Genomic DNA, 13,427 nt, shown 5'->3' on the forward strand with positions numbered 1-13,427 from the left:
TTTGGTGCTGCAATACCTGCGCAAATCACCCCAGAATTTGTGCGCAGTGAAGTCGCTAGAGGGCGTGCAGTTATCCCAGCCAATATAAATCACCCTGAGGTTGAGCCAATGATTATTGGTCGTAATTTCTTGGTGAAAATTAACGGTAATATTGGTAACTCGGCACTGGGCTCTTCTATTGAAGAAGAAGTCGCAAAATTAACCTGGGGGATTCGCTGGGGCGCCGACACAATGATGGATTTGTCGACCGGTAATCACATCCACGAAACACGTGAGTGGATTGTTAGAAATTCGCCAGTGCCGGTTGGTACAGTACCGATTTATCAGGCTTTAGAAAAAGTGAATGGCGTTGCGGAAGATCTCACATGGGAAATTTTCCGCGACACCTTGATTGAGCAAGCGGAACAAGGCGTTGACTACTTTACTATTCACGCTGGGGTGTTGCTTCGCTATGTTCCCTTAACTGCAAAAAGGGTCACAGGGATTGTTTCACGCGGCGGTTCTATCATGGCGAAATGGTGTCTGGCACACCATCAGGAAAATTTTCTGTATACCCACTTTGCTGAAATTTGTGAAATCATGAAGCAATATGATGTCACCTTTTCACTTGGTGATGGCTTAAGGCCAGGTTCTATTGCAGACGCCAACGATGAGGCGCAATTTGGTGAATTAGAAACCTTGGGTGAATTAACCAAGATTGCTTGGCAGCACGATGTACAGTGCTTTATTGAAGGCCCAGGTCATGTTCCTATGCATATGATCAAAGCGAATATGGATAAGCAGCTTGAGCATTGCCATGAAGCACCTTTCTATACGCTTGGCCCCTTGGTGACCGATATTGCTCCAGGTTATGACCATATTACCTCAGGTATAGGTGCGGCAATGATTGGCTGGTACGGCTGCGCAATGCTCTGCTATGTTACGCCGAAAGAACACCTTGGCTTACCCAATAAAGATGATGTCAAAGAGGGCATTATCACTTACAAGATTGCTGCGCATGCTGCTGATTTAGCAAAAGGTCATCCTGGTGCACAGTTGCGTGATGATGCGCTATCTAAGGCACGCTTTGAGTTTCGTTGGGAGGATCAGTTTAATCTTGGTCTTGATCCGGATACTGCGCGCAGCTATCACGACGAAACCCTGCCAAAAGAGTCGGGTAAAGTGGCGCATTTTTGCTCCATGTGCGGGCCTAAATTTTGCTCAATGAAAATCACTCAAGATGTGCGTGATTACGCTCGTGATAACGGTTATGAGGTGCAGGGTGAGAGCATTACAATTGTTGATTTGAAAGCAGAGCAATTAGATTTAGAGATGCAAAAGAAAGCAGCCGAATTTAAAGCGCAAGGTTCAGAGATTTACCAAGAAGTTTAAGCTCGGTAGGCCAATGTCAAAAATAGCTATTGTTGGTGCGGGTTTGCTAGGCAGATTGCTTGCTTGGCGACTTACACTTGAGCATCAGAAGGCTGACTCGTCAATCGATGTGTCGCTGTTTGATATGTCGTTTGACGCTGGCGATAGTGCGGCCTATGTTGCAGCTGCTATGTTGGCGCCATTATCTGAGTTAGTGCATGCAGATCAGCAAGTCTATCAGTTTGGCTTGCAGTCGCTGCCAATTTGGCAACAATGGTCAGACGATTTACAGCAATCAGGGGTTGATATTGGTTTGCTGCAAGCAGGCTCTTTGGTGGTTGCGCATCATGGCGATCTTGGTAACTATCATTACTTTACCAATGCCTTAGATCAGGCGAATGCGAATTATCAATTGCTTAATCATGCTCAGTTGCGCGAGCTTGAGCCGAGTTTAGCGGCCAATTTTGACTATGCCTGCTTCTTACCAGATGAGGGCTCAATTGATAATCGTGCGCTACTGGCCGGCTTGTTGCCAGTTATTCAGGCAAATGGCGTTAGCTGTATAGAGAAAGCCTTACCTATGCTGCTCGATGCCCAGTTTGTTTCGCAATTTGACTGTGTCTTAGACTGTCGAGGTTTCGCTGCGAAGCAGCAGTTGGTCGCGCAGTCAGCGCCTTTGCGTGGAGTTCGCGGTGAAGTGCTCAGAGTGCATGCTCCAGCAGTACATATTGGTCGCCCTGTTAGGCTCATGCATCCACGATATCAGCTTTATATAGCACCAAAACCTGATGATATATACGTGATTGGTGCAACGGAAATTGAAAGTGAATCCGAAGCTGAAATTACTATTAGGTCGTCAATGGAGTTGTTGTCGGCGCTTTATAGTATTGATAAAGGGTTTGCTGAAGCAAAAGTGTTAGAAGCGAACGCAAAATGTCGNCCTGCGTTTATCGATAATCATCCGGCGATCATTCATGATGGCAAGCTTGTTTCAGTTAACGGCATGTATCGACACGGATTTTTATTAGCACCAGCGGTTGTGCACACTGTACTTAATCAATTAGGTTTTCCGCAGCAATTAGACTGGTCCAGTATTTCTCACCAAATGGCAGATTTAGCCACCGGATAAATAGCAATGATTACAATCACTCTCAACGGCGAAGTAACACAGGTTCCGGGCAACCTTACAGTTGATCAATTATTGCGGATGCGCGAGGTTGACCCTGATTCGGTGGCTATTGCTGTAGATATGGAGTTTGTGGCGCGCAAGCAATACAGTGTTACCATGGTTGAAAATAATCAATCGATCGAAATGCTGACCGCAGTTCAAGGCGGTTAAGTCAGGAAAATCACTATGTCTGATGACGTATTAAAATTATATGGGCAGTCGTTTAGCAGCCGCTTTTTAATCGGTTCGGCGCTCTATCCCTCGCCGCAGCTTATGCTTGATAGTATTCAATCAGCGCAGTCACAAATTGTTACGATTGCGCTTCGTCGTCAATCACCCGAGCATCAGGGCGGTAAAACTTTTTGGGATTTTATTCAGCAGCTTGATGTCACTTTAATGCCAAATACAGCTGGCTGTCATAATGCTAAAGAAGCGGTGACCCTGGCAAAAATGTCACGTGACTTATTCCATACTGATTGGATAAAACTTGAGGTAATTGGAGACGAATATACGCTGCAGCCTGATGCGTTTGCCCTTGTCGATGCTGCCCGCGAATTAGTCAGTGATGGCTTTAAAGTGTTTCCCTACTGCACTGATGACTTAGTCTTATGTCAAAAGTTACTGGATGTTGGTTGTGAAGTTTTAATGCCATGGGGCGCGCCAATTGGTACGGGTAAAGGCTTAATTAATCCATACGCCCTCGCGTCTTTGCGCGACCGCATTGCTAATGTGCCTATGATTGTTGACGCTGGCATTGGTTTGCCCTCACATGCGGCTCAGGCGATGGAGCTGGGCTATGACGCGGTTTTGTTGAATACTGCTGTGGCCGAAGCACGTCAGCCAGCGTTGATGGCAAGTGCTTTCCGCGATGCGGTGTGTGCTGGTCGACAGGCTTATTTAGCGGGGCCAATCCCCGAGCGCCAAACCGCCAAACCTTCTACCCCAACCCTTGGCCAGCCTTTCTGGCAACAAAGTGACTAATTTACGCTACTCGTCTAAGTCTAATATGTCTGATATGCCGCAACAGTTCACCCAGGCGATGCCTGCTACCTCAGCTATGCCTGCTAAAGTCTGGTCGATAGCAGGCTCTGATAATAGCTGCGGCGCCGGTATACAGGCAGACAATAAAGTCTTTGATCGCTTCGCAGTGCAGGCCGGTAATCTTGTGACAGCCCTGACTGCGCAAAACCAACAGGGTGTGTCGGCCGTCGCTTTGACAGCATTAAATGATTTAGAGCAGCAATGGCAGACGTTGTTAGCAATGGGTGATGCTGATGTCATTAAGCTCGGCATGCTTGGCGATGCCGCAATAGTAGATTGGCTACAGTCAAAGCTGGCACAGCTGCCAAACCCGGTTGTGGTTTGTGACCCGGTGCTGTTTGCCTCTGCCGGCGGCACATTGATGCAGGCCGCTGAAAGTTATCTAACGCTCGCGCAATATGTCAGTTTAATGACGCCGAATCAGCAAGAGTTTGCCGAAATTTTTGCGATACAATTTGATTCTTGGCAAGCCTTAGAGGCCCATGCGAAAAATATCGCTGCAGTTTATCAGCTTGATCTAGTCATAACTGGAGGCGATAGTGTATTCAGCGAATCGTCTATTGCTGAAAATGTAGCGGCGATCGACCTATGTGTTATTGATGGCGAGGTATTTTACTTACACAGTGATTATCAAGCCGTGTCAGCGACGCACGGCACCGGTTGCGCCTTTGCCTCGGCACTAGCTGCAAGTCTTGCGCTAGGCTACAGTGCCAAGGAAGCGGTTGTGTTAGCTAAAACTTATCTGAACCAAGGTTTTGCTGATCTGCAATCTAAGCTACAGCCCAATTTTGTGCATACGACATTCCCAAGCCAGCTAGCGGCCCTGCCCAGTGTGATGCTTGATGCGCCAGCGCAGCAGACCATTCAGCCAATTAATAAGCCGGCTGATCGCTTTGCCGAGATTGATCAGCCATTAGGCCTATACCCCGTTGTGGATAGTATTGACTGGTTAACACGCTGTTTGCAGGCGGGTGTTAAGACAATTCAGTTGCGAATCAAGCATGACGGCAGCGATGATTTTTATCCGCGTATAGAGCCACTCATTGCCGAGGCGGTAAGGCTCGGAGACACTTTTAAGGCTCAACTTTTTATCAATGATCATTGGCAGTTGGCACTCAAATACTCTGCCTATGGTGTTCATTTGGGCCAAGAAGATCTTGATTCTGCAAGCACTGAATCCATAAAAGCAGCGGGCATAAAACTTGGCGTGTCGACCCACAGTTGGTTCGAGATTGCTCGCGCCCATTCGCTTCAGCCAAGCTATATTGCTATTGGTCCAATTTATGCGACTACCACTAAAGTGATGCCTTGGGTGCCACAAGGCTTAGACAAGCTTGCGCGCTGGTGTCAATTGTTAGGTCAGAGGTATCCAACGGTGGCTATTGGTGGCATCAACCTAAGCAATGCATCGGAGGTGTTATCAACCGGCGTAGGCTCAATTGCTATGGTACGCGCAATTACAGAAGCGCCTGATTATCAACAGGTGATTGTACAATTAGAGCAGATGATTGTGGCGGCCAGCAAAATCCAAGGCGCTGATCTTGACTAGTCATCAAGTCCCAGCCGGGTTGCCGCGCTGGCTGTCATGGCTTGATCGCCCTCAGGCTTTGCTGTGGTTATTGGCTTTGGCCTTTGTCTTGCACGTAGGCGGTTTACTCACCGGCGGTTTATATGCCGACGACTTTATTCAAGCGGCGTTATTTTTAGGCTCGGATAGGTTGGCTGAGCTCGGTTTACTTAATCATGTTAACGTCGGCGAGTTTAGCAGTGTGCAAGCTCATCAATTTAATTTTTTTGATCCAGCTAGCAGTAATTATCAAGCTTTGAGAGATTTTGGTATTCTACCTTGGTGGACTTCTGACCAAGCCTTGCTGCATTTTTACCGCCCCCTTGCCAGTCTCACTCATTATTTAGATTACCAGCTATGGCCAAATAGCAGCATTGCCATGCACGCAATCAATATGCTTTGGTATATATCCGGTTTAGCAATCATTTATCGCTGTTTTCTGACCTTAGGTTTGACTCAATCTGTTAGTCGTTTGGCATTGCTGCTGATTATTTTAGATCACAGTGTGTTTCAGGTAGTGACTTGGATTGCGGCGAGAAACGCCTTAATGGTTGTTGCCTTAGGCTTTGCTTGTCTTACTTTCTATCATATGGCCTGCCAAGCTTGGCAAGATAATCGTCATCGGTTGTTTGCTGGCTATTACCTTATAAGTTTATTGCTGCTGTTGCTTACCATGTTGACAGGCGAGGCGGTGATTACTATCTGTGCTTACCTTGGTGCGTATATGCTGGTGTTTGATCGACGCCAGTGGTGGCAGCGGGTGATCAGTCTATTACCGTTTGCTGTGTTGATTATTATTTGGCGGCTACTTTATCAGCAGGCAGGGTTTGGTGCCTCGGGTGTGGATTTTTATCTTGATCCAGGGCGAGATCCACTGGCTTTCCTATCCTTGGCGCAAACAAAGGTTTGGCTGAGTTTCTTTGAGCTGTTTAGTGCTATAGATGTTATGAGTGGGCAAATCAGACCTGATATTCGCATGCTGCTGGGCATACCTGGTGCGCTACTTTTTCTTGGCTTTACTTATCTTGTAGTTAAGGCCTATCGTCAGCAGCAACTGTCTAAAGCAGCGCTATGTCTCTACCTTGGAAGCTGTATGGCTTTGTTGCCAGGGCTAGCGATAGCGCTCTCACCAAGAGTAATGATTATTCCTTTTATAGGTTTGGCTGCGGTGCTGGCAGAGTTATTATTAATAAACCGAACCACAATAGGCTTATGGTTAACACGGTGTTATGTATACATCGTGCATATCCTCATATCCTTTGCCCTTGCTTTTTGGGTATTAACCACAAGTATTGCTGACACATTCAATAGCCTGCAGTCCAAAACAGGCGTTCAGCATGAGCAGCGTGTTAAATTGGGTGAGAATGATTATGCTGATAAACATTTGGTGGTGATGAGCACAGCCAAACCCTTTTGGTTATCATTTATTGCGCATGAACTAGATTATTTTCAGCTGCCGCTGCCGAAAACCAGTCGTGTGCTGACAACTAACTGGTTTCCGATGACGGTTTCTAGACTCTCCGAGCAGCAGTTTGTGATTGAAGCTAAGCCAGCATTTCAGTTTGATGCGGCAATGTTAGAAGGTGTCGATACTCACTACCATTTACACTATGCCTTTCTCAATCAACAGCTATTAGGTTTAATGAAATCATCGCGTGATCAATGGTGGTTAGGTCAGCAGTTTGAATTGCCCGAGATGCAGATAGCGGTGCAAAAGTTGTACTCGAAAAACCAAGCGAACGCTAAACCGTCTTCGTTGTTAATTACTCTCAAGCAGCCTCTTCGAGACTATGATTTTATCATCTGGTCGATGAGTCGGCAGCGCTACGTTGATTTCCGCTTACCTGATATTGGTGAGAGCATTCAATTGCCAGGGCTGTTTTCGCCCTGATCAGTGCAAGACGCGCGCTAAATTAGCCGCACTGTCATTAATATGCAGTGGCAAATTAATGTGGTTTTCAAAAAAATCTTCATGTCTTCGGCAGTCCTGCAATACATCCAAACAATCTTCTATGTCTTGCGCCTCGCTGGAGCTTGTTTGCTTGAAACAATACTGTTGCAATAATTCGCTGTAAATTGATTGGTATAAATTCGCTTTTTCAAGCTGCTGTTCCTGTTTGAGGCAGTGTGTTAGATAGATGCAGGCCAAAACCATTTTTTTTGCAGCGACAGCGAGACCGTCAGTTTTAGATTTGTGCATTAGAATAACGCTTAAGTCTAACGCCGAGCCTGCATAGGCGAGTACTTCTTTATGCTGTCCAAGTTCATGATAGACGCTGGCTTGGCTCATCCATTCAAACCACTGACTGGATAGTTCTGTATTGCTACATTTAGCCAGCTGCTGCTGATGCTGTTGGCAGATGAAGTGCATAGCTGTATTCCCAAAAATGATGAGGAGAAAACATGCTAATACAAATGATAATCATTATCAAATAATTACTGGCTAAAATTTACGCATGCGAGTAAGCCAATAACCGATATTTAATAAGTTGGTTAATGAGGCTGCCACATAGGTAAGAGCGGCCGCCTTGAGAATACGGTTGGCTGAGGCGAGGTCAGCAGCATTCAGATAGCCACCTTCACTTAATATCGGCATCGCTTTGTTGAAACTAGCGTCAAACTCTAATGGTAGTGAGAGGAAACTGACCAGTGTGCCGCTAAATATGCTGAGCAAACCAATGCCTAAGCTTAAAGCACCAACTAATGGAGATTTTGTTAATAAAGTTAATACGGGTGCAAGAGTCAGGGAAATAGGCGCCAAAATTTGGATCATTTGTGTCCAGCGTGCCATTTGACTGCGGTAGTGCATCCAAGGATTGTTTTCGGCATCTTGCACGGCGTGGCCGACCTCGTGGGCTGCAATCACCATAGCGCTTAAAGAGCGCTGGTTAAAATGTGTTTGGCTTAGGCGGACAGCTTTCTGCTCAGGATGATAGTGGTCGCCAATATTACTAGCGGCTTGTTCTACCGTAACTGAACTGTCCAGCGCTAACTGGCGTAAAAGATGTTCAGCAAACTGGCCGCCGGTACCCGGTATATCATCACGCGTATGATTATGTTGTTCAATCGTGCTCTTAACCCACCATTGCGGCACAACAATAATGGCAAGTAAGAACACAATGCAGGCGATGATGAGCATAAAAGAGTTACCGCTGGCTCAATAAATAAACGTTAAAATTTTGCGCAAATATTAGCCTAAAGTCGTTTATCTGGGTAAAATGCGCGACCTTAATTTATCTTACATGAAGCGTTTTAAGACTACACTTGTTTAATCTGGAAGAATTTGGAAACCCTGTGACAGTAACCTTTGTCGAAAAAACCAAGCTGCCTACAGCCTTTGCAACCTTTGATTTATACGGTTTTTTTGATCAGAAAGAACAAAAAGAGCATGTGGTTTTAACCTTGGGCGACATCGCCAACGGCCAACCTGTGTTGGCAAGGCTGCACTCAGAGTGTTTAACCGGTGATGCCTTATTAAGTCAGCGCTGTGATTGTGGTCCGCAGTTAAACGCAGCACTTGAGGCGATAGCGCTAGCGGGACGCGGTGCCTTGCTATACCTGCGTCAAGAGGGCCGAGGCATTGGGCTGATGAATAAAATCAGAGCCTATAATCTGCAAGATCAGGGCTATGACACAGTTGAAGCCAACGAAAAGCTGGGTTTTGGTGCCGATCTGCGAGATTACAGTATTTGCAAGCCAATGCTTGATCACTTGGGTATTCGGTCGATCCGCTTGATGACCAATAATCCGCGCAAGGTAAAGGCGATGACCGATCAGGGTATTGAGGTGGCAGAGCGCATTGCCCTTCGCGTTGGCGATAATCCGCATAATGCGAAGTACTTGGCAACTAAAGCCGGAAAATTAGGCCATTTCATTGATCATCAACAAGAGTTTGAAGACTGCGGCTAAACGGGTCGGTGTAAGTTAGATAAACGTTTGTTTGTTTGTGCCGCTAAACGATATAGCAAAGCCACTTTACCAATCTGTTGAATGCACTGCGCCTGACTCGCATCGAGCACGACCTTTAGCGCCTCCTGCTTGGCGTCTCTGTCTTCGAAAGCAAATTTTACCTTAATCAATTCGTGATCATTAAGCGCGCGTTCCAGTTCTGCTAAGCTGCCCTCGCTAATACCGTTGTCACTAAACATCACAACCGGTTTAAGGCGATGGCCAATGGCGCGTAGTTGTTTGATTTTTGCTTGATCTAATGACATTTGCGGTTACTCTAGCAGGTCAGAATGTATTGTTGCGTAAGCGCGGCATTGTATAAAAATAGTGCAATTTGTATAGTTTTATTATCAAAAATATAAGCGAAGCTGCATGGCAAAAAAATCGAAAAGTAGTGGTCGCTGGCTGGATGAGCATTTCAGTGATCACTATGTCAAGCAATCACAGCGCCTCGGCTATCGGTCCAGGGCCTGTTTCAAACTGCTAGAAATTCAAGAAAAAGACCATATTTTGCAACCAAATATGACCGTCATTGATTTGGGCTCTGCCCCGGGTGGCTGGTCACAAGTGTGTGCTGAGTTTGTCGGCCCTGATGGACTTATTATTGCCTCAGATATTCTGCCGATGGATGCACTGGCCGATGTGACGTTTGTGCAGGGCGATTTTACTGAAGATAAGGTATTTGAAGAAATCCTCGCGGCTGTGAATAATCGTCCTGTTGACCTTGTAATTTCAGATATGGCCCCCAATATGAGTGGTATGAGTGATATAGATCAGCCAAAAGCCATGTATTTGGTAGAGCTGGCCTTAGACTTAGCCAAGCAGGTATTAAAGCCAGATGGGGTGTTTTTAGCTAAAGTATTCCAAGGTGAAGGTTTTGAGCCGCTGGTGCAGGATATTCGCAGCAACTTTCGGCAAATGATTACGCGCAAACCTCAATCTTCAAGGGCGCGATCGCGTGAGACCTATTTGCTGGGTAAGGGATTTAAAGGCTGATATTTAGGCACAATAGGTCTACTATAGACGTATTAATAATAACGAATACGTAACACAAAGTGATTGGCTAACAATAGCTGTAGTCAAGAGGATAACAACGTGAATGATTTAGTAAAAAATATGCTGCTGTGGTTGGTCATTGCAGCTATTTTGGTGTCGATTTTCAAAAACTTTAACCCGGTTGCTCAAGATCAAAGCTTAAGCTACTCACAATTTGTTGCTGCGGTGCAAAATAAGCAAGTTGAGGCGATAGAAATTGAGGGCTTAAATATCCGCGGCAAGCTTAATTCGGGTGAATATTTTGAAACGGTGCGCCCCTATATCGAAGATCCTCAGTTGATCAACGACTTATTGGAAAATGAAGTGCAAGTCGAGGGTGTGCCGCCTCAGCAGCAAAGTCTTTGGCAGCAGCTGTTGGTCGCCAGTTTCCCGATTCTTCTAATTCTGTTTATCTTCATGTTTTTTATGCGTCAAATGCAAGGCGGCATGGGTGGTGGTAAAGGTGGCCCAATGAGCTTTGGTAAGTCCAAGGCAAGAATGCTGCAAGAAGATCAAATAAAAACCACTTTCTCTGATGTTGCNGGCTGTGATGAAGCCAAAGAAGATGTGCAAGAAATCGTTGATTTCCTTAAAGACCCTGGCAAGTATCAGCGCTTAGGCGGACAAATTCCTCGTGGTGCGCTTTTGGTTGGCCCTCCTGGTACCGGTAAAACATTGCTCGCAAAAGCTGTTGCGGGAGAAGCCAAAGTGCCATTCTTTTCTATATCTGGCTCAGACTTTGTTGAGATGTTTGTCGGTGTTGGTGCATCGCGGGTGCGCGACATGTTTGAGACTGCCAAAAAACATGCGCCTTGCATCATTTTTATCGATGAAATTGATGCTGTAGGTCGTCATCGCGGCAGCGGTATGGGTGGCGGTCATGATGAGCGTGAACAAACGCTTAATCAGATGTTGGTTGAGATGGACGGCTTTGAGGGTAACTCTGGCGTTATCGTTATGGCTGCAACTAACCGTGCTGATGTGCTCGACAAGGCGCTATTACGCCCTGGTCGATTTGATAGTCAGGTTAATGTTGGCTTGCCGGATATTAAAGGCCGTGAGCAAGTACTGAAAGTCCACTTGCGTAAAGTGCCGCTTGCTGATGATGTAGACCCGATGGTAATTGCGCGCGGCACACCTGGCTTTTCGGGTGCGGAGTTAGCCAATCTGGTCAATGAGGCGGCGCTGTTTGCTGCTCGTGCAACTAAGCGTTTAGTTGGCTCGGTAGAGTTTGAAAAAGCCCGCGATAAAATCATGATGGGCGCTGAGCGTCGTACCTTAGTGATGAGCGAGAAAGAAAAAGAAGCCACTGCATACCATGAGGCCGGCCATGCAATTATTGGTTATTTAGCGCCTGAGCACGACCCTGTGCACAAGGTAACTATCATACCGCGTGGTAGAGCTCTGGGTGTTACACACTTTTTGCCAGAGGCAGACCGTATTTCTGAATCACGATTGAAGTTGCTTGGACAGATTCAAACTTTATATGGNGGTCGCATCGCTGAGCAAATGCTNTACGGCGAAGATGGNATTTCAACCGGTGCTAGTTCGGATATTCAAATGGCAACCCGTTATGCGCGTGCAATGGTGACACAGTGGGGCTTTGCTGACGAAAAGTTAGGGCCTATCCAATACTCCTTAAACGAACAGACAGGCCGCGAAGACTATTCGGTCGCCACAGGCGAGCTGATTGACAAGGAAGTGAAGCGGATTATCGACCAGTGTTACCAAAAAGCTGAGCAAACCTTGGCAGAAAACAAAGATATTCTGCATGCCATGAAAGAAGCCTTAATGGAATACGAAACCTTAGACAGTGATCAAGTGGCTGATCTGATGCAGCGCAAGCCTGTGCGTCAGCCTAAAGATTGGGACAAGCCGGGGCCAGGTGTCGATAGTGAATCATCTGTTGATCAAGGTTCACTCGACCAAGCTGAAGGCGACGGCACTGCAGGTGATGCTGATCCGATTCATTAGGTCTAACTTTGCAGTATAATTATCGCCGCTTTGCGGCGATTTTTGTATCTGTGAGTTGCTCACCAATTGCCAATGCCTATTAAGACCGTTTACACATCATTATTCGATATTAAAGGGGCTAGGCTTGCGTATTTACTGCCCATTAATTTCCTTTTATATTGCCGCTTATGAGTCTTCCTTTTTCTACTTTGAATTTTGCTAAACCACAGTTAATGGGTGTGTTAAATATCACCCCAGACTCATTTTCTGATGGTGGACAATTCTTTAAGGCTAGCCGATTAGATACATCAAAGGTATTACAGCAAGCCGAGCAGATGTTGCAAGCTGGCGCCAGTATTCTCGATATTGGTGGTGAGTCAACCCGCCCCGGCGCAGAATTGGTGTCTTCACAGCAAGAGTTGGATCGAGTGATGCCAGTGCTTGAGCAGTTGCAAGGCATAGAGGCAGTTATCTCTATTGATACCAGTAACCCCGAGCTAATGCAGGCCGCAAAATCTTATGGCGTTGGTTTGATTAATGATGTGCGTGCCTTACAGCAGCCGGGTGCGCTGCAGGCCGCTGCGGATAGTGGTCTACCCATCTGTTTAATGCATATGCAGGGCACTCCGCAAACGATGCAGCAGCAGCCTCACTATGCTGATCTTATTGCGCAAGTTAGCGACTTTTTTGACGCCCGAATTAACGCCTGTCAGCAAGCCGGTATTGCGCGCGATAGATTATTGTTGGACCCTGGCTTTGGTTTTGGTAAAACATTAGCGCATAATCTTGCACTGTTAAAACACCTCGGTGATTTCAAACGCTATCGCTTACCGCTGTTGGTTGGTCTATCTAGAAAATCAATGATAGATGCGATTCATCAGCAGCATGGTCAGCGCCGAGCCGTTGACCAGCGCTTGCCGGGTTCATTGGCGCTGGCCTTATTATCCTATCAAGCGGGAGCGGATATTATTCGCGTGCATGATGTGCAAGAGACGGCCGATGCCTTATTGGTTGCACAGGCATTGGATCAATCTTTATAGACTTTCGATAAGGTTTTAGCATGACAGCTAGAAAATATTTTGGTACCGATGGTATTCGTGGTTTAGTCGGTGAGGCGCCAATAACGCCTGATTTTGTCATAAAACTAGGTTGGGCGATCGGCCATTATTTTGCGTTACACAATCCCGATGCCGACAATACTATCATCATCGGTAAAGACACCCGTATTTCAGGTTATATGTTTGAATCGGCTTTGCAGGCTGGCATTGTTGCTGCGGGTGTGAATGTGAAATTACTCGGGCCTATGCCAACCCCAGCGATTGCCTACTTGACACGAACGTTTAAAGCGCAATGCGGCATAGTCAT

Annotated in this window: 14 protein-coding genes; 11 read left to right on the top strand and 3 right to left on the bottom strand. The window is 46.3% G+C overall.

Annotated elements, in window-relative coordinates; genetic code table 11:
• From thiC to HRU21_05100, 6 genes are all read left to right on the top strand, one after another.
• The coding region (gene thiC / locus HRU21_05075) for a phosphomethylpyrimidine synthase ThiC (protein NRA41666.1) at positions 1-1,371 on the top strand (1,371 nt) is incomplete at its 5' end.
• Between the two features lie 13 nt (positions 1,372-1,384).
• Complete coding sequence (locus HRU21_05080) at positions 1,385-2,479, top strand: FAD-dependent oxidoreductase (GenBank protein ID NRA41667.1); 1,095 nt, start codon at positions 1,385-1,387, stop codon at positions 2,477-2,479.
• Positions 2,480-2,485: 6 nt separating this feature from the next.
• Positions 2,486-2,689, top strand: a complete 204-nt coding sequence (thiS, locus tag HRU21_05085; GenBank protein NRA41668.1) for a sulfur carrier protein ThiS — start codon at positions 2,486-2,488, stop codon at positions 2,687-2,689.
• A 15-nt stretch (positions 2,690-2,704) separates the two neighbouring features.
• Complete coding sequence (locus HRU21_05090) at positions 2,705-3,499, top strand: thiazole synthase (protein ID NRA41669.1); 795 nt, start codon at positions 2,705-2,707, stop codon at positions 3,497-3,499.
• Positions 3,500-3,524: 25 nt separating this feature from the next.
• Positions 3,525-5,108, top strand: a complete 1,584-nt coding sequence (thiE, locus tag HRU21_05095; GenBank protein NRA41670.1) for a thiamine phosphate synthase — start codon at positions 3,525-3,527, stop codon at positions 5,106-5,108.
• On the top strand, positions 5,101-7,017 hold the full coding sequence (locus HRU21_05100; GenBank protein NRA41671.1) for a hypothetical protein: 1,917 nt from the start codon (positions 5,101-5,103) through the stop codon (positions 7,015-7,017). The genes thiE and HRU21_05100 overlap by 8 nt, the downstream gene beginning before the upstream one ends.
• On the opposite strand, the gene HRU21_05105 is transcribed toward HRU21_05100, so the two are convergent.
• Both HRU21_05105 and HRU21_05110 read right to left on the bottom strand, forming a co-directional pair.
• Positions 7,018-7,497, bottom strand: a complete 480-nt coding sequence (locus HRU21_05105) for a hypothetical protein (GenBank protein NRA41672.1) — start codon at positions 7,495-7,497, stop codon at positions 7,018-7,020.
• 72 nt (positions 7,498-7,569) lie between these two features.
• Complete coding sequence (locus tag HRU21_05110) at positions 7,570-8,265, bottom strand: zinc metallopeptidase (GenBank protein NRA41673.1); 696 nt, start codon at positions 8,263-8,265, stop codon at positions 7,570-7,572.
• A gap of 155 nt (positions 8,266-8,420) precedes the next feature.
• Between HRU21_05110 and ribA the strand changes: the two genes are divergently transcribed.
• Positions 8,421-9,035, top strand: a complete 615-nt coding sequence (gene ribA / locus HRU21_05115; GenBank protein ID NRA41674.1) for a GTP cyclohydrolase II — start codon at positions 8,421-8,423, stop codon at positions 9,033-9,035.
• On the opposite strand, the gene HRU21_05120 is transcribed toward ribA, so the two are convergent.
• The gene (locus HRU21_05120) at positions 9,032-9,340 is read right to left on the bottom strand and encodes a YhbY family RNA-binding protein (GenBank protein ID NRA41675.1); all 309 of its coding nucleotides are present in this window, start codon (positions 9,338-9,340) and stop codon (positions 9,032-9,034) included. The genes ribA and HRU21_05120 overlap by 4 nt on opposite strands.
• Positions 9,341-9,446: 106 nt before the next feature.
• Here HRU21_05120 and rlmE point away from each other — a divergent pair, with 106 nt between their 5' ends.
• The 4 genes from rlmE to glmM form a co-directional block, all read left to right on the top strand.
• Entirely contained in the window at positions 9,447-10,070 is a 624-nt protein-coding gene (gene rlmE, locus HRU21_05125; GenBank protein ID NRA41676.1) for a 23S rRNA (uridine(2552)-2'-O)-methyltransferase RlmE, read from the top strand.
• Positions 10,071-10,169: 99 nt separating this feature from the next.
• Positions 10,170-12,083: an ATP-dependent metallopeptidase FtsH/Yme1/Tma family protein gene (locus tag HRU21_05130; GenBank protein NRA41677.1), complete on the top strand. Its 1,914-nt coding sequence runs from the start codon at positions 10,170-10,172 to the stop codon at positions 12,081-12,083.
• Positions 12,084-12,295: 212 nt separating this feature from the next.
• Positions 12,296-13,102: a dihydropteroate synthase gene (gene folP, locus HRU21_05135; GenBank protein ID NRA41678.1), complete on the top strand. Its 807-nt coding sequence runs from the start codon at positions 12,296-12,298 to the stop codon at positions 13,100-13,102.
• Positions 13,103-13,122: 20 nt separating this feature from the next.
• Positions 13,123-13,427, top strand: a 305-nt coding sequence (gene glmM / locus HRU21_05140; GenBank protein ID NRA41679.1) for a phosphoglucosamine mutase, incomplete at its 3' end; no start/stop codon positions are given.

It is taken from the genome of Pseudomonadales bacterium (assembly GCA_013215025.1).
Classification (GTDB): domain Bacteria; phylum Pseudomonadota; class Gammaproteobacteria; order Pseudomonadales; family DT-91; genus DT-91.

Excerpts from the sequence above, each read along its gene's own strand:
- thiS (NRA41668.1), top strand. The coding sequence starts at position 2,486 with ATGATTACAATCACTCTCAACGGCGAAGTAACACAGGTTCCGGGCAAC.
- HRU21_05090 (NRA41669.1), top strand. The coding sequence starts at position 2,705 with ATGTCTGATGACGTATTAAAATTATATGGGCAGTCGTTTAGCAGCCGC.
- thiE (NRA41670.1), top strand. The coding sequence starts at position 3,525 with ATGTCTGATATGCCGCAACAGTTCACCCAGGCGATGCCTGCTACCTCA.
- HRU21_05105 (NRA41672.1), bottom strand. The coding sequence starts at position 7,497 with ATGCACTTCATCTGCCAACAGCATCAGCAGCAGCTGGCTAAATGTAGC.
- HRU21_05110 (NRA41673.1), bottom strand. The coding sequence starts at position 8,265 with ATGCTCATCATCGCCTGCATTGTGTTCTTACTTGCCATTATTGTTGTG.
- HRU21_05120 (NRA41675.1), bottom strand. The coding sequence starts at position 9,340 with ATGTCATTAGATCAAGCAAAAATCAAACAACTACGCGCCATTGGCCAT.
- rlmE (NRA41676.1), top strand. The coding sequence starts at position 9,447 with ATGGCAAAAAAATCGAAAAGTAGTGGTCGCTGGCTGGATGAGCATTTC.
- folP (NRA41678.1), top strand. The coding sequence starts at position 12,296 with ATGGGTGTGTTAAATATCACCCCAGACTCATTTTCTGATGGTGGACAA.